The 16,653-nt window shown below is 71.0% G+C and carries 11 protein-coding genes; 3 read left to right on the top strand and 8 right to left on the bottom strand.

Annotated elements, in window-relative coordinates; genetic code table 11:
- Positions 1-8 precede the first annotated feature (8 nt).
- The 3 genes from SGA01_RS08425 to nrdR all read right to left on the bottom strand — a co-directional run bounded on the left by SGA01_RS08425 (position 9) and on the right by nrdR (position 4,520).
- The gene (locus tag SGA01_RS08425; RefSeq protein WP_141294863.1) at positions 9-770 is read right to left on the bottom strand and encodes a GNAT family N-acetyltransferase; all 762 of its coding nucleotides are present in this window, start codon (positions 768-770) and stop codon (positions 9-11) included.
- 170 nt (positions 771-940) lie between these two features.
- The gene (locus SGA01_RS08420) at positions 941-3,838 is read right to left on the bottom strand and encodes a vitamin B12-dependent ribonucleotide reductase (RefSeq protein WP_141294861.1); all 2,898 of its coding nucleotides are present in this window, start codon (positions 3,836-3,838) and stop codon (positions 941-943) included.
- A 172-nt stretch (positions 3,839-4,010) separates the two neighbouring features.
- On the bottom strand, positions 4,011-4,520 hold the full coding sequence (gene nrdR, locus SGA01_RS08415) for a transcriptional regulator NrdR (protein WP_055640973.1): 510 nt from the start codon (positions 4,518-4,520) through the stop codon (positions 4,011-4,013).
- 449 nt (positions 4,521-4,969) lie between these two features.
- Between nrdR and lexA the strand changes: the two genes are divergently transcribed.
- Entirely contained in the window at positions 4,970-5,758 is a 789-nt protein-coding gene (gene lexA, locus SGA01_RS08410; RefSeq protein WP_024754934.1) for a transcriptional repressor LexA, read from the top strand.
- 76 nt (positions 5,759-5,834) lie between these two features.
- Here the strand turns inward: lexA and SGA01_RS08405 are convergent, their stop codons facing one another.
- The 5 genes from SGA01_RS08405 to SGA01_RS08385 all read right to left on the bottom strand — a co-directional run bounded on the left by SGA01_RS08405 (position 5,835) and on the right by SGA01_RS08385 (position 13,872).
- Positions 5,835-7,808 carry an ATP-dependent DNA helicase gene (locus SGA01_RS08405; RefSeq protein ID WP_141294859.1) on the bottom strand — a complete coding sequence of 658 codons (1,974 nt, stop codon included), beginning with the start codon at positions 7,806-7,808 and terminating at the stop codon, positions 5,835-5,837.
- 50 nt (positions 7,809-7,858) lie between these two features.
- The gene (locus SGA01_RS08400) at positions 7,859-9,688 is read right to left on the bottom strand and encodes an IucA/IucC family protein (RefSeq protein WP_371866011.1); all 1,830 of its coding nucleotides are present in this window, start codon (positions 9,686-9,688) and stop codon (positions 7,859-7,861) included.
- A gap of 61 nt (positions 9,689-9,749) precedes the next feature.
- Entirely contained in the window at positions 9,750-10,493 is a 744-nt protein-coding gene (locus SGA01_RS08395; protein ID WP_141294857.1) for a GNAT family N-acetyltransferase, read from the bottom strand.
- A 51-nt stretch (positions 10,494-10,544) separates the two neighbouring features.
- Positions 10,545-12,398, bottom strand: a complete 1,854-nt coding sequence (locus tag SGA01_RS08390; RefSeq protein WP_141294856.1) for an IucA/IucC family protein — start codon at positions 12,396-12,398, stop codon at positions 10,545-10,547.
- A 37-nt stretch (positions 12,399-12,435) separates the two neighbouring features.
- Complete coding sequence (locus tag SGA01_RS08385; RefSeq protein WP_141294854.1) at positions 12,436-13,872, bottom strand: diaminobutyrate--2-oxoglutarate transaminase family protein; 1,437 nt, start codon at positions 13,870-13,872, stop codon at positions 12,436-12,438.
- A 322-nt stretch (positions 13,873-14,194) separates the two neighbouring features.
- Between SGA01_RS08385 and SGA01_RS08380 the strand changes: the two genes are divergently transcribed.
- Both SGA01_RS08380 and SGA01_RS08375 read left to right on the top strand, forming a co-directional pair.
- The gene (locus SGA01_RS08380) at positions 14,195-15,370 is read left to right on the top strand and encodes a trypsin-like serine peptidase (RefSeq protein WP_141294852.1); all 1,176 of its coding nucleotides are present in this window, start codon (positions 14,195-14,197) and stop codon (positions 15,368-15,370) included.
- A gap of 100 nt (positions 15,371-15,470) precedes the next feature.
- A complete protein-coding gene (locus SGA01_RS08375) occupies positions 15,471-16,643 on the top strand; it encodes a trypsin-like serine peptidase (protein ID WP_141294850.1) in 1,173 nt (390 codons plus the stop codon).
- Positions 16,644-16,653: the final 10 nt, after the last annotated feature.

The raw sequence follows: 16,653 nt of genomic DNA, 5'->3' as shown, positions 1-16,653 counted from the left end.
GGGCTCGCTCAGCTTCGTTCGAAGCAGTGGGTGCGGCCGATGACGGAGAAGCCGCGGCGCTCGTACCAGTGGCGCGGCCAGTCCGCGGCGAAGGCGGTCAGGAAGCGGGTGCCACAGTCCTGGGCTGCGGCCAGCCTCAGGGCGGTGGCCACGACGGCGTCGGCATGGCCGCGCCTGAGGTGGTCCTCCGCCGTCATCAGGTCCTCCAGCTGCGCCGTGCCGGTCGCCGGGTCCAGATAGAGATCGGCCCAGGAGGCGACGTCGCCCTCGTCCGTACGGGAGCCGATGAAGTGCACGACGTCGGCCCCGCGTCGGCGGGCCTCGCGCCGTTCGACGAGATGGCGGATGACCTCGCCGTCGACGTCCGGGAGGAAGCCCCGCCACCTTCGGGCGAGTGGCTCACGCAGCGCGTCGAGGTCGACCACCTCGGCGGATCCACCGGCCGGCACCGGGCCCTCGTGCACCATGACCAGCAGGGTCGAGTGCGTGTATCCGGCCCGGCCCAGCGACTCCGCGCACGCCGCTCCGGTCGCGTCGTCCAGGACGGAGATCAGGCGGTGCGGCAGATGCCCCAGCGCCTCGTCCGCCAGGGCGGGCAGCGCCTCGGTGTCGACGTCCGTGTCGATGACGACCTGATTGTTCGCGTGGGAATGCGAGAAGGCGTCGTCATAGGCGGCGAACCCGCCGGGTAGATCGACGACACGCGCGGCCTGACGGCGGGCGAAGGCGGACATGAAGGCGTGGATTCGCTGGAGTTCCGGGCTCGGCATGGCCGGAGCCTAGGCAGCTGCGAACCCCCGCCGCCCCCGAATTACGCGAGAGCCGCCGCGTCACGCGAAAGAGAGGGCGCCGACCGATGGTCGACGCCCTCTCTCAGAGGAGGCTCAGCGCCCTGGGCGGCAGTTGCTCACCGCCGCCCCGGACGCGCTTCCGCTCGCGGTCAGCTGCAGCCGCTGGTGGAGCCGCAGCCCTCGCAGATGTAGCAGGAGCCGGCGCGCTGCATCTTCGTACCGCAGGAGAAGCAGAGCGGGGCGTCGGCGCTGATGCCGAGCTGCATCTCGACGAGCTCCGCCGAGGTGTGCGCCTGCTTCGCGGCCGGGATCTCGACCTGCGGGGCCGGGACCGGGGCCGCGACGGCCTTCAGTTCCTGGGCGCGGGGTGCGGACTGGGCCAGGGCCTCGACGTCGACCTCGTCCTCGGCCTGCTCGTACGAGCCGGTGTCGAGGTGGCGCTGACGCTCCTCGGCGGAGTGGATGCCGAGGGCGGAGCGGGTCTCGAAGGGCAGGAAGTCGAGCGCCAGGCGACGGAAGATGTAGTCGACGATCGACTGCGCCATCCGGACGTCCGGGTCGTCCGTCATACCGGCCGGCTCGAAGCGCATGTTCGTGAACTTCGAGACGTAGGTCTCCAGCGGAACGCCGTACTGCAGACCGACGGAGACGGCGATGGAGAAGGCGTCCATCATGCCGGCGAGGGTCGAACCCTGCTTGGACATCTTGAGGAAGACCTCGCCGAGACCGTCGTCCGGGTAGGAGTTGGCGGTCATGTAACCCTCGGCGCCACCCACGGTGAAGGAGGTGGTGATCCCCGGACGGCCCTTGGGCAGACGCTTGCGGACCGGACGGTACTCGACGACCTTCTCGACGGCCTCGCGGATCGTCGCCTCGGACTTCGCGGTGACCTCGGCCTTCTCGTCCTCCTTCTTCTTCGCGGAGAGCGGCTGGCCGACCTTGCAGTTGTCGCGGTAGATCGCGAGCGCCTTGACGCCCATCTTCCAGGCCTCGAAGTAGACCTCCTCGACGTCCTCGACCGTGGCCGTCTCCGGCAGGTTCACGGTCTTGGAGAGGGCGCCCGAGATCCACGGCTGGATGGCGGCCATCATGCGGACGTGACCCATCGCGGAGATGGAACGCTCGCCCATCGCGCAGTCGAAGACCTCGTAGTGCTCGGTCTTCAGGCCGGGGGCGTCGATCACATTGCCGTGCTCGGCGATGTGGGCGACGATCGCCTCGATCTGCTCCTCCTGGTAGCCCAGGCGGCGCAGGGCCTGCGGGACGGTGCCGTTGACGATCTGCATCGAGCCGCCGCCGACGAGCTTCTTGAACTTGACCAGGGCGAGGTCGGGCTCGAGGCCGGTGGTGTCGCAGGACATCGCGAGACCGATGGTGCCGGTCGGGGCGATGACCGAGGCCTGGGCGTTGCGGAAGCCGTTCTTGGCGCCGAGGCGGATCACGTCCTGCCAGGCCTCCGTGGCGGCGGCCCAGATCGGCGAGTCCAGGTCGTCGATGCGGACGGCCTTGGTGTTCTCGTCGGCGTGCTGCTGCATGACGCGCTGGTGAGGCTCGGCGTTGCGGGCATAGCCGTCGTAGGCGCCGACGACCGCGGCGAGCTCGGCGGAGCGCTTGTACGAGGTGCCGGTCATCAGGGAGGAGATGGCACCGGCGAGGGCGCGGCCGCCGTCGGAGTCGTACGCGTGGCCGGTCGCCATCAGCAGGGCGCCGAGGTTGGCGTAGCCGATGCCGAGCTGACGGAAGGCGCGGGTGTTCTCGCCGATCTTCTCGGTGGGGAAGTCGGCGAAGCAGATGGAGATGTCCATCGCGGTGATGACGAGCTCGACGACCTTGGCGAAGCGCTCGACGTCGAAGGACTGGCTGCCCTTGCCGTCGTCCTTGAGGAACTTCATGAGGTTCAGCGAGGCGAGGTTGCAGGACGTGTTGTCCAGGTGCATGTACTCGCTGCACGGGTTCGAGCCGTTGATACGGCCGGACTCGGGGCAGGTGTGCCAGTGGTTGATCGTGTCGTCGTACTGGATGCCCGGGTCGGCGCAGGCCCAGGCGGCCTCGGCCATCTTGCGGAAGAGCGACTTGGCGTCGACCTCCTCGATGACCTCGCCCGTCATGCGGGAGGTGAGACCGAACGTGCCACCGGACTCGACGGCCTTCATGAACGTGTCGTTCACGCGGACGGAGTTGTTGGCGTTCTGGTACTGGACGGACGTGATGTCGTCGCCGCCCAGGTCCATGTCGAAGCCCGCGTCACGGAGGGCGCGGATCTTCTCCTCCTCCTTGACCTTGGTCTCGATGAAGTTCTCGATGTCGGGGTGGTCGACGTCGAGGATGACCATCTTGGCCGCACGGCGGGTCGCGCCGCCCGACTTGATGGTTCCCGCGGAGGCGTCGGCGCCGCGCATGAAGGAGACCGGGCCGGAGGCGTTGCCGCCGGAGGAGAGCAGCTCCTTGGAGGAGCGGATGCGGGAGAGGTTCAGGCCGGCGCCGGAGCCGCCCTTGAAGATCATGCCCTCTTCCTTGTACCAGTCGAGGATGGACTCCATGGAGTCGTCGACGGACAGGATGAAGCAGGCGGAGACCTGCTGGGGCTGCGGGGTGCCGACGTTGAACCAGACCGGCGAGTTGAAGCTGAAGATCTGGTGCAGGAGGGCGTAGGCCAGCTCGTGCTCGAAGATCTCGGCGTCGGCGGGCGACGCGAAGTAGCCGTACTCCTCGCCGGCCTTCGTGTACGTCTTCACGATCCGGTCGATGAGCTGCCTGAGACCGGTCTCGCGCTGCGGGGTGCCGACCGCTCCGCGGAAGTACTTGCTGGTGACGATGTTGACCGCGTTCACCGACCAGAAGTCGGGGAACTCGACGCCACGCTGCTCGAAGTTGATCGAGCCGTCGCGCCAGTTGGTCATGACGACGTCACGACGCTCCCAGGCCACCTCGTCGTACGGATGCACGCCAGGGGTGGTGTGGATGCGCTCGATACGCAGGCCCTTGCTCGCCGACTTGGCTCCCTTGTTGCGGGAACCACGTGCCGGGCCGCTCGCCGTCTCTGTCATGCCGCCTCCCATATACGGGCAAAACACACTTTGGCACCCAGAAAGTCCCAGGGCACCGTCTTCTGTACGTCTTTCGGTACTACTGCCACGGGGACCGCGCGGGTCACCCGGGGCACGTCTGTCGGGCCGCTCGGCGGCCGATCGCCGGGCCGATGCCGGCCCGGACCGCCGATCAGTCGGCGGCGGTGGCGGGAACGGGGACCTCAGGGGTCGCCCCGGTCCCGCAGTTCTCGGCGGGAGACCGCTCGCGGAGTTCCACGATGGCGGTCTCGAAGTCTTCGAGGCTGTCGAAGGCCTTGTACACGGACGCGAAGCGCAGGTACGCGACGAGGTCGAGCTCCTGCAGGGGGCCGAGGATGGCCAGGCCCACGTCGTGGGTGGTCAGCTCGGCGCTGCCGGTGGCGCGCACCGCCTCCTCGACCCGCTGGCCGAGCTTGGCGAGGGCGTCCTCGGTGACCGGTCGCCCCTGGCACGCCTTGCGCACACCCGAGATGACCTTGGTGCGGCTGAAGGGCTCGGTGACACCGGACCGCTTCACGACCATGAGCGAGCACGTCTCCACCGTGGTGAAGCGGCGGGAGCAGTCGGGGCACTGACGGCGGCGTCGGATCGACGTCCCGTCGTCGGTGGTGCGACTGTCGACGACTCGGCTGTCGGGGTGCCTGCAGAAGGGGCAGTGCATGGCTTCCGACCCTCCTCACGGCACGACTGATGAGCCTCGCCCAACCCGTCAAGGCCCTGCGAAGCGACCTCCAGCATAGGTGATGCGAGCGCCCCCGGCAGACCGGGGACCACTACCCCTGGGCGGTCGATGCCATCCAACCACTAGATCTTGGGTTAGGGGCGATTCCGACCCTTGCGCGTGTCGCGGATCGCCCGCTCCCACGGCCCGGCCCTCCCGGGTGCGACACTGGGAGGGCACACCGGATGCCCGCGGCCCAGCGGCGAAGGCTACCGTAATGACCGAATTGGGCTCGCGGGGTGCTGCGGAGTGACGGTACTCATACACCCCCACGCATACACGCGTAAGGCAATCTGCGAATTTTCACTCGAACGTGTGTTTGGCGCAACCTTTCGAAAGCCACTACCGTTGTGCCAGCCAGGGAGACAAATTCGAGAGGGGCCGACGACGTGACCACCACCGCAGACAGTGCCACCATCACCGCCCAGGACCGCTCCCAGGGCCGACTCGAGCCGGTGCACGCCATGAATGACGCAGCCATGAACGGCGAGGAGCCCGGGCGCCCCGCCCGTGCCCTTCCCGGGCGACCTCCAGGCATCAGGGCCGACAGCTCCGGCCTCACCGACCGGCAGCGCCGGGTGATCGAGGTCATCCGCGACTCGGTCCAGCGGCGCGGCTACCCGCCGTCGATGCGCGAGATCGGCCAGGCCGTAGGACTGTCCAGCACGTCGTCGGTGGCTCACCAGCTCATGGCTCTGGAGCGCAAGGGCTTCCTCCGCCGTGACCCGCACCGCCCCCGGGCATACGAGGTGCGCGGCTCGGACCAGCCGAGCACGCAGCCGACGGACACCACGGGCAAGCCCGCCGCGTCCTACGTTCCCCTGGTCGGCCGGATCGCGGCCGGTGGCCCGATCCTGGCCGAGGAGTCCGTCGAGGACGTCTTCCCGCTCCCCCGGCAGCTGGTCGGCGACGGCGAGCTGTTCGTCCTGAAGGTCGTCGGCGACTCGATGATCGAGGCCGCCATCTGTGACGGCGACTGGGTCACCGTCCGCCGCCAGCCCGTCGCGGAGAACGGCGACATCGTCGCCGCGATGCTCGACGGCGAGGCCACGGTCAAGCGTTTCAAGCGCGAGGACGGGCACGTCTGGCTCCTCCCGCACAACGCCGCGTACCAGCCCATCCCCGGTGACGAGGCCACCATCCTCGGCAAGGTCGTGGCGGTGCTCCGGCGGGTGTGACACCTCGCCGGCTCTGACCGGGCCCCGGGACCCACTGCGCCGGTCCCGGGGCCCTGCCGTGCACGCACGGCAGGGATCAGTCGCTCGCCGCCTTCGACGCCGCGTCGATCGCCGCCAGCGACTTCCGCACCTGGTTGCGGTCCGTGGTGTACCAGAAGTCGGGCAACGAGGACTTGAGATAGCTGCCGTACCGCGCCGTGGCCAGACGGGGGTCGAGCACCGCGACGACACCCCGGTCACCGGTCGCCCGCACGAGCCGGCCGGCGCCCTGAGCCATCAGCAGAGCCGCGTGCGTGGCCGCGACCGCCATGAAGCCGTTGCCACCGGCCTCCTCGACCGCCTTCTGGCGCGCGCTCATCAGCGGGTCGTCCGGGCGCGGGAACGGGATCTTGTCCATGACCACCAGCTGGCAGCTGGCACCCGGCACGTCCACACCCTGCCAGAGCGACAGCGTGCCGAAGAGGCAGGTCTTCGGGTCCGCGGCGAAGTTCTTGATCAACTCACCGAGGGTGTCCTCGCCCTGGAGCAGGATGGGCAGCTCCGGAATCCTGCTCCGCAGATCCTCCGCCGCCTGCTGGGCCGCCCGCATCGAGGAGAAGAGGCCGAGCGTGCGGCCGCCGGCCGCCTCCATCAGCTCGGCGAGCTCGTCGAGCATGTCGCCCCGCTCGCCGTCCCGCGCGGGCCTCGACAGGTGCTTGGCGACGTACAGGATGCCCTGCTTCGGGTAGTCGAACGGGGAGCCGACGTCGATGCCCTTCCAGACGGGCAGGTCGTCCCCCGTGGTGCCCTCGGGCGCGAGGCCGAGCGAGGCCCCGACCCCGTTGAAGTCGCCGCCGAGCTTGAGGGTGGCCGAGGCCAGGACCACGGAACGCTCCGTGAAGAGCTTCTCCCGCAGCAGGCCCGAGACCGAGAGCGGAGCCACCCGCAGCGAGGCTCCGAAGCGGTCGTGACGCTCGTACCAGACGACGTCGTACTCCGAGCCCTGGGTGATCCGCTCCGCGACGCCGTGCACCGTCTCCACGGAGGCCATGGCCTGCTTGCGGACGGCGTCCTCGTCCTGCACGGACCGGTCCCGGGTGGAGCCGAGGGCCGTGATCACGGCGCGGGCCGCGTCGCGCAGCGCCATCAGCGCGTAGGCGAGGTCCTCCGGGATCTTCTCCAGGCGGCCCGGCAGTGCGAGCTCCATGACCCGCTCGAAGCCCTCGGCTGCGGTCTGCAGCTGATCGGCGACCTTCTCGTCGACGAGCTTCGCGGACCGGCGCACGGCGCGGTTGACCTGGCCGGGGGTGAGCTCGCCGGTGGCGACGCCGGTGACTCGGGAGACCAGCTCATGGGCCTCGTCGACGATCAGCACCTCGTGCTGCGGGAGCACCGGGGCGCCCTCGATGGCGTCGATGGCGAGCAGCGCGTGGTTGGTCACGACGACATCGGCGAGCTTGGCGCGCTCGCGGGCCGCCTCGGCGAAGCACTCCGCCCCGTACGCGCACTTGCTCGCGCCCAGGCATTCCCGGGAGGAGACCGAGACCTGGGACCAGGCCTTGTCGGAGACGCCCGGGGTCAGGTCGTCCCGGTCTCCGGTCTCCGTCTCGTCGGACCAGTCCCGCAGGCGCAGCAGGTCCTGGCCCAGCTTGCTGGAGGGGGCAGCCGCCTCGAAGGGGTCGAAGAGGCCGTCCTCCTCGTCCTGCGGAACTCCTTCGTGGAGCCGGTGCAGGCAGAGGTAGTTCGACCGGCCCTTGAGCATGGCGAACTGCGGGCGGCGACGCAGCTGCGGATGCAACGCGTCGACCGTCCGGGGAAGGTCGCGCTCGACGAGCTGGCGCTGGAGCGCCAGCGTGGCGGTGGCGACCACGACCCGCTCCCCCTGGGCCAGCGCCGGCACGAGATAGCCGAGCGACTTGCCCGTGCCGGTTCCGGCCTGGACGAGGAGGTGGGAATTGTCGTCGATGGCCTCGGCCACGGCCTCGGCCATGGTGACCTGGCCGGGGCGCTCCGTGCCGCCGACGGCGGAGACGGCGGCGTGGAGGAGGTCGGGGAGGGATGGCTTCGTCATAGCGCTTCCAGCCTACGGGGCGGCACTGACAGCCCGGTCACACGCAGGCCTCACGCGAGCGGGTTGGGGACGGTCCCGTGGACGGCGGCGTGCGGGCGCTCGGGCCGGTCGCGGTAGCCGTCCAGGTGCAGACGGTTGCGGTTGAGGCAGAGCCGCTCGATCCGGGGCGTGAGGAGATCGAAGAGCTCGAAGCGTTCCTTCAGCTCGGGGAAGCGTGCCTGGTGGCGCAGGATCTCCGCGCGGACGAGGGACCAGAACTCGGTCTCGGGGACATCGAGTTGTTCCTCGCAGAGCGGCGCGAGATAGCGGAAGACACCGACGAAGAGCCCCGAATGGATGAACTGGGTGAGGAAGCCGGGTTCCTCGGTGAGCAGCACCGAGCGGACGTCGTCCGGCATGGTGTCGTGCTCGGGGAGCGGCTGGGCGCTGATGTTCACGTCGTCGACGAAGTCCTTGATCGCCAGACGCACGGGGACGTCCTCGCCGTCGCAGACGACGATCGCGTTCTCGCCGTGCGGCGAGAAGACCGTGCCGTACCGGTAGAGGAAGTGCAGCAGCGGGGGCAGCAGGGCTCCGAAGAGGTGCTGGAGCCAGACGGCGGGTGCGAGTCCCGACCGCTCGACGAGCTCCGCGACGAAGGCCCGCCCGTTCGGATCGGTGTGGAGCAGCGAGGCGAGGGTCCGGGCGCGCTCGCCGGGAGGCAGGTGGAGCGGCTCGCGCCAGATCGCGCCGAGGAGTTCCTTGTACTGGTACGGGACTTCGGGCAGCCGGTCGTAAAGGGGGTGCTCGACGGTGACGGACGCGACTTCGCCGAGGAGGATCACTCCGCACTCGTCCCGCAGGAACGCGTCGCCGTCGCGCAGTCCGTGGACCCAGGCGGTCACGGCGGGGGCGGCGACGGTGCGTTCGGTGGGCAGCCCGCGCCAGACGAGCGTGTTGAGCACCGACAGCGGGAGTTTGACGGTGTGGCGGTCGGGGCGGCTGGTGTTGAGGAACGTACGGACGGACTGCTGGGGCAGGCGGACGTCGCCGTCGGCGGAGAGCGGGACGACGGTGCCCGCGGCCACGGCCGGGGCGTAGAGCGGGAGCAGGACCTCGTCCCACTGCCAGGGGTGGACGGGCAGCAGGAGGTAGCCGTCGGGTTCGTGGCCCCGGGCGGCGAGCTCGGCGCGGAAGGCGGCGTGGACCTCGGGGTCCAGTTCCCGGATGTAGAGGCGGTCGGGGGTTTCGAGGCCGGCGACGCCTCGGTAGGCGGCGATGCGGTTGCTGACGGCGATCCACGGCAGTCGGGTGGCGCGGCGCGCCTCGGGGGCCCAGCGGGCGGCGTCGGTGGCGGAGAAGCCGATGCGGCCCTTGTTGAGGACGAGCCAGGGGTGGCCGGTCTGGTGGCCTTCGAGTTCGGCGTAGGACAGATCGGCGAGCCGGTCGGCGGTGAATGCGGTGCGGTCGAGGCGGGCGTCGGCGGCGAGGGTCGCGGAGAGTTCGCGGATGAGGTGGCCGAGGGTGGCGCCGTCGAGCCGGAGGAGTCCCCGGGCGCGGACCAGGAAGTCGAGGGGGTCGGTCATGGGCCGGCCCTCGTGGCTGATCGAGTCGGCGTCGACCCGCCAGCTGCCGTAGGCGCCGCGGCGGGCGAGGAAGGTGAGCGTGGTGCCGTCGTCGAGTGTGAGGGCGTGACGGCCGGGATCGCCGTCGTCGGCCGCGACGGGTTCGACGATCTCCTCGTAGGCGAACTCGGCGAGGGCCTTGGCGAGGAGGCGGGCGGAGACCCGGGTCCAGGTGGCGGAGGTCAGCTCGGGGGGCGCGAGCAGCTCGGGTGTCGGGGTGGTGGCGAGGGGCGTGGCGGGCTGTGCGGAGTCGTGGGGTGCAGGGGACGTCGACACGAGGACTCCTCGGAGTGGGAACCGCTGGGGGCCGAGCGGTGTATGTAAGGCAGAGGGGTTATCACAGAGAGTGACGGATGGTGCGGTCGCGGATCATGAGCGCGGCGCGCTTGTCGGGGAGGTCGACTTCCGCCGCGTGACGGAAGCCGGCGCGGAGGAAGGCCGAGACGGAGGGGGTGTTGCGGATGTCGGGTTCGGCGACGACCCGGGTGCATCGGGGGCGATGGTCGAGGACGAGTGCGGCGACGGCGCGCAGGAGGGCGGTGCCGACGCCCCGGCCTCGGTCGGTGCCGTCTCCGACGAGGAGATGGATACCGGTGTCATGGGGGCGGGCCGGGTAGTACCGGGCCAGCGGGTCGAGGTCGGCGCGGTAGATCTCGAAGTAGCTCATGGGTACGTCGTCGAGGACACCGAGGCAGGGGACGCTGCGGCCGTCGCCCTGGAGCTGGGCGCGGAGGTGCTCGGCTGTCACGGTCTCGGGGCCTGCGAGCTCCCAGAAGGCCGCGACCGCGGGGTCGTTCATCCACCGGGTGAGCAGCGGCAGGTCGCGGTCGAGGCGTACGGGTACGAGCCGGAAGACGCCGAAGCGGGTGGTGGTCGGGGCCCAGTCGGCGACGGAGTCGAGGAGGTCCCCTTCGGCGGGGGCTCCGCCAGAGGGGTCGCCGACTGAGAGGTCGCCGTTGCGGGGGTCCCCGTTGGGGGTCGGTGACGGGGCTCCGGCGGCGAGGAGGGCGACGAGGTCGTCGACCCTGAGGTCGAGGGTGTCGTCCCCGGCGGGTTCTACCGGGGGTCTTGTGGGTGGCACGGTGTCGCTCTCCTCTCGGCGGGTGCTCGGGCTTGTGCTCCGGTGGCGGGTTCAGGTGCGGAGGGGGTTGGTGACGGTGACGTAGACGGACTGGGTGTCGACCGGCCCGACGAGCTCGTCGAGGCCGTGCAGGCGGGTGAGGAGGTTGGCCTTGCTGCGCAGGGTCGCCGCCTCCAGGAGCCGGTGCGGCAGGGGTGAGCCCAGGCTCGTGGCGGAGGTGAGGAAGCTGCGGAGGGCGGCGAGCAGGACGCGCTCGTCGGCGAGGTGCTGGGCACCGAAGGCGCCGATCAGACCGAGGATGTTGTTGATGCCGAGGTAGTAGGCGAAGCGCTCGTCGGTGACCTGGTCCGAGACGAAGGTGTCGCTGTGGGCGCCGATGCCGGGGAGTCGGCTCTCCAGCTCGGCGCGGTGGGACTCGCGGAAGTAGTAGCCCTGGTTGTCGCGGTAGCGGCCGCCGACGGGCCAGCCGTCCGGGTCCAGGAGCACCAGGGTGTTCTGCTGGTGGGCCTCCAGGGCGATGCCGGCGTGTCCGTCGAGCCAGAGGACGGGGCGGACGACCTGGTCGAGGTAGCGGAGGAACCACTCGGCGGCGACGGCCGTGGTGGGGCGGCCGGTGCGGGTGGAGAGCTTGCCGATGACGTCGGCGAGCCGGGAGCGCATGGTGGTGGCCCCGGGCCAGGGGCGGGGGGTGGTGAGGGAGGCGATGCAGACGGCGTCGTCGCCGGGCCCGAAGGGGTTGTGGCGGATCATGACGTCGAGCCCGGGGACGGGGGTGCCGTCGAGGGTGTTCACGGCGAGCCAGGCGGGGTCGCGGACGATGTCGAAGCCGGGGTGGGCCGCCTGCCACTCGTCGACGAGGCCGGTGCGCAGGAGCCGGTGGACCTCGACGCCGCGGTGGAGTTCCTTGCGGAGGTTCTCGCGGCGGGAGTTGGTGATGCGCAGGCCGAGGGAGAGCTTGAGCATCGCCCGTGCGCCCGGTCGGTGCACGGTGCGGACGGAGGAGGTGGGGTGCCAGGGGCTGCCGTGGAGGCCGAGGTCGTGGAGCAGGCCGGCGTCGAGGAGTTCGCGGACCTCGGGGCGGTGCAGAAGCTCGCGGGCCTGCCAGGGGTGCAGGGGCAGGGGTGCGGTGCCGGCGGGGAGGGTGAGTCCCTCGGCGAGGCCGGCGGTGAGCTGTTCCGCGGTGACGTGGCGGCCCTGCTCGGTCCAGGCGGAGTCGGAGGCGAGGACGGTGGGGTCGACGGCGACCCAGTGGAGGGGGAAGGAGCCGTGGAGTTCGGGTGAGTAGAGCCGGGCCTCGGCCTCGGAGAGTCCTTCGCGGCTCTTCGGGGTGGGGTGCAGGGGGTGGCCGAGCAGCAGGGACTGTTCGGCGGCGAGGAAGAGGTCGGCGTCCGGGTGGGGGTGGGGGTTGCTGCGGCTCTCGGTGAGGAAGTCGGCGGTGCGCCGGGCCGAGTCGGCTACCCGGCCTACGAGTTCGGTGCCTTCGGGGCGGCCGGTCTCGCGGCTGAGCAGGGCGGCGACGGTGACGGCGTCGGCGGTGGGGGCGGAGACCGGGAGGCCTTCGAGGGAGGGGGCGCCGAAGCGGTGCCAGCCGGTGGCCGACCAGTAGCGGACGGGAACGAGGAGGGCGGTGCCGCTGGCGTCGAGGGGGACGCGCAGGGTGGTGGAGTCGGGGGCGGGCAGGTTCTTCTCCCGGATCCAGCAGCGGAGCAGGTTCTCGACCGTCGCCACGTCGGCGGCGCGCTGCGGGTCGGGGTCGTCCAGGGGGTCGGGCGCGATGGCTCCGGCCGAGGCCGGGCGGGGCGGCCGGGGGTCGTACGGTCCGATGTGCTGGCGCGGGACGGTGGGTTCCTCGACGGCGAGGGGCGCGGTGGTCTCGGTCGCCGGTGAGCTGGGGGTGGCGTTCACGGGGTCTTCCTTGGGGTGGGGCCGGGGGCGTTCCGGGTCAGTGGGACGGTCCGGGTGTGGTCCGGGGGGCGCCCGTCGTGGGGGTGTGGGCCCGTTCGGCCGCGGCCAGGGCGTCGGCGAAGCGGTCGAGGACCGCGGTGGCCTGCTCGTCGGTGAGGGTGAGCGGGGGCAGGAGGCGGACCACCGCGGAGTGGCGGCCGCCGAGTTCGACGATGAGTCCGCGGGCGAGGCACTCCTGTTGGACTGCGAGGGCCAGCGCGGGGGCGGCGGGCGGGACGGGGTCGTCCGGGCCGGCCGCGTCGGGGTCGACGAGTTCGACGCCGATCATCAGGCCCCGGCCGCGGACGTCGCCGACGCAGGGGTGGGCGGCGGCGAGGCCCTGGAGTCGGCCGAGGATACGGGCGCCGAGGATGCCGGCCCGTTCGGCGAGCTTGTTCTCGCGGACGTACGCGAGGGTGGCCGTTCCTGCGGCCATGGCGAGCTGGTTGCCGCGGAACGTGCCCGCGTGGGCACCGGGTTCCCAGGCGTCGAGCTCGGACCTGTAGACGATGACGGCGAGAGGGAGGGAGCCGCCGATGGCCTTGGAGAGGACCATCACGTCGGGTACGACACCGCTGTGCTGGACGGCCCAGAAGGCGCCGGTGCGGCCGACGCCGGTCTGGACCTCGTCGACGACGAGCGGGACGGAGCGGTCGGCGGTGATGCGGCGCATCCGGCGCATCCAGTCGTCGGGAGCGGGGATGACCCCGCCTTCACCCTGGACGGCTTCGACGATCATCCCGGCGGGGGTGGTGACACCGCTCTTGGGGTCGTCGAGGAGGCTTTCGGTCCAGCGGGCGGCGAGTTCGGCGCCGCGGTCGCCGCCGACACCGAAGGGGCAGCGGTACTGCTGCGGGTAGGGCAGCCGGGTCACGCGGACGTCGGTCGCTCCGCCGGAGGCGGAGAGGGCTCCGGCGGTCATGCCGTGGTAGGCGCCGGTGAAGGCGAGGAGGCCGTCGCGGCCGGTGGCGGTGCGGACGAGTTTGAGGGCCGCTTCGACGGCGTCCGTGCCGGCCGGTCCGCAGAACTGGATGCGGGCGTTGTCGGCGAGTTCGGCCGGCAGCGTGGCGAACAGCTCCGAGGTGAAGGCGTCCTTGAGGGGGGTGGCGAGGTCGAGGACGTGGAGCGGGGCGCCCGAGTCGAGGACCTTTCTGATCGCTTCCAGGACGACGGGATGGTTGTGGCCGAGGGCGAGCGTCCCCGCGCCGGAGAGGCAGTCCAGGTAACGGCGGCCGTCGGCACCCTCGATGGTCAGGCCGCGGGCCCGCACGGGGACGATCGGCAGTGAGCGGGCGTAGGTGCGGGCGGCGGACTCGCGTTGCGACTGGCGGCGCAGGATCGCCTCGTACCCGCCCCCTTTGTCCGCCGCGTCGCCCGTCGTGTTCCGCACCTGCGCGGCCGGTGCGACGGCAGGAGCTGATTCGGTCACGGCCACGGCTCGGTGTCCTCCCGCTGTAACGGTTGCGTTGCACATCGGGACGTCGCTGAGCCGCCGCAAGGGCCGTCCTGCACGCCGCCGTTGTGTCCCCCGTACGTACCAACGACGGGAACTGCCGGGGATCACGGTCCGGTGGCAAGAACTTGGCGTGTCCCGGATCACGGCACGGCAACGGCTGAACGGCATTCGGAACCGGCGGCGGGGCGGGTACCGTCCCCTCCGGCACCGGCATAGTTGGGGGCCGTCGGTCGCCGTCCGCGAGGACGCGGCCGCGGTTCACCCATTGCACACGTTCATGTAGTCCCAGGGGGATCACGAGATGCGATCGATTCGTCCGCTGCTGATGGCGGCTTCCGCCGTCGCGGCGCTGACGCTCACGGCGACGGCCTGCGGCCCGACCGAGGAGAACGCAGGAGACAAGCCCAGCGCGCCCACGAGCCAGAACCCGGCCGACAAGATCAAGATTCCGGAGGACCTGAAGGAGCGTCTGAAGGAACACGGGATCGACCTCGACAAGTGGCGCGACGGCGAGTGGAAGAACTGGGACCGCGACAAGTGGCTCCGTGAGGCCAAGGACTTCGTCAACCCGATCATCGAGGACCTCTGGGACCCGGACCGTATGCGGGATGCCGAGCGCCCCGACAAGCCGGTCGAGGAGGAGGACATCTCGGGTGACGAGGGTGTCACCGACCCGACTCCCGCCGCGGTCAAGGCGAAGGCCGTCGCCCCGAAGTACCACGGCAACGCCGCTGAGGCCGGGAAGGTCTTCTTCGACGGTCCCGAGGGCTCGATGGTCTGCTCGGCCACCGTGGTGAAGGACCCCGCCCACCCGGGCAAGTCCAACATGGTCTGGACGGCCGGGCACTGCGTGCACAAGGGCAAGCAGGGCGGCTGGTACCGCAACATCGCCTTCGTGCCCTCGTACAACGACGCCGCGCTGCCGACCTCCGACCTGGAGAAGGCGACGCGGGAGCAGATCGCGCCCTACGGCGTGTGGTGGGCCGACTGGGTCAAGACCTCCGACGAGTGGATCGCCGAGGGCGCGTCCACGGGCGGCGCCGGCGCCCCGTACGACTTCGCGGTCATCCAGGTGACCCCGGAGAAGGGCGGCTCGGGCAAGTCGCTGGAGGAGACGGTCGGTTCGGCCCTTCCGGTGGAGTTCAACGCGCCGGCCGTGGCGAAGATCGCGAGCCTGACGGCGACCGGTTACCCGGCGGCGCCGCCGTTCGACGGCCAGAAGATGTTCCAGTGCCAGGACAAGCCGGGCCGGCTGTCGCTGAAGGCGGAGCAGCCGACGATGTACCGCATCGGCTGCACCATGACCGGTGGTTCGTCCGGTGGCGGCTGGGTCGCCCAGGGCAGCGACGGCAAGCCGGCGCTGGTGTCGAACACCTCGATCGGCCCGGCGACGGCCGGCTGGCTCGCGGGTCCGCGACTCGGACCTGAGGCCAAGGGGATCTTCGACGAGGTCAGCAAGAAGTACGCCGGGCAGTAGGAACGGCACGGAGGCGGGACCCCAGGGTCCCGCCTCCACCCATGTCCGGTCGACGATCCACGTCCCGGACGCGGAACACCTCACAGGGGGAATGCACGTCATGCGTTCTGTACGACTCATACCCGCCGCCCTCGGCGTGGCCACGGCGCTCGCGCTGACCGCCACGGCCTGCGGCCCCACCGAGCCCCCGGCCGCCGACAAGCCGGCCGCGGGCGCGAGCAGCTCCGCACCGGCCGCCGACGGCGCCGGTGGCGGCGACGAGCTCGCCAAGGACCTCGCCGACAAGCTCAAGAAGCACGGCGTCGACCTGGACAAGTGGAAGGACGGCGAGTGGAAGAACTGGGACAAGGCGACCTGGCTCCGTGAGGCCGAGGACTTCGTCAACCCGGTGATCGACGGCCTCTGGGACCCGACGCGCATGCAGTCGGCGAAGAGCCCTGAGCAGACGATCACCGCGCAGGCCGGCACGAGCGGCACCGACCCGACGCCCCGGCCCGTCAGGGCGCAGCGCGAGAAGACGCCGTACCACCGCAACGCGGCCCCGGTCGGGAAGATCTTCTTCGACTCGCCCGAGGGCCACATGGTCTGCTCCGGCACCATCGTGAAGGACCCGCGCCGGCCCGGGAAGTCCAACATGGTCTGGACGGCCGGGCACTGTGTCCACGCGGGCCAGCGCGGCGGCTGGTACCGCAACATCACCTTCGTGCCGGCCTACAACGACCTCGGCAAGTCGCCCTCGGCCCTGCGCAACGCGCAGCCGCACGAGATCGCTCCCTACGGCCAGTACTGGGCCGACTGGGCGGTGACCTCCGGCGACTGGATCCAGCGCGGCGGTTCGAACCAGGCGTGGCCTTACGACTACGCCGTGCTGCACGTGCAGCCCGAGCGGGGCGGCAAGTCGCTGGAGGAGACCGTCGGCGCCGCGCTGCCGGTCGACTTCTCCGCGCCGACGGCCGCGCAGGCCGGGACGATGGGCGCCTGGGGCTACCCGCAGGCGCCGCCGTACAACGGGCTGATCATGCACAAGTGCGTCGACCGCGCGACGCGGCTCACCACGGCTCCGGCCACGCCGACGATGTACAGGATCGGCTGCACGATGACCGCGGGTTCCTCGGGCGGCGGCTGGTTCCGTGTCCTCCCGAACGGGAAGACGGCCCTCGTGTCGAACACCTCGATCGGCCCGGCCGGCAGCAACGGCTGGCTCGCCGGACCGCAGTTGGGCCGAGGTGCCAAGGCGGCCCACGAGATGGTCAGCAAGAAGTTCGCCCGCTGACCCGAGCGGC

The sequence above is a fragment of the Streptomyces gardneri genome (genome assembly GCF_006539185.1).
GTDB classification, from domain to species: Bacteria; Actinomycetota; Actinomycetes; order Streptomycetales; family Streptomycetaceae; genus Streptomyces; species Streptomyces gardneri.
The sequence above is the reverse complement of the archived record's forward strand: the minus strand, read 5'-3'. Positions and strand labels throughout refer to the sequence as shown.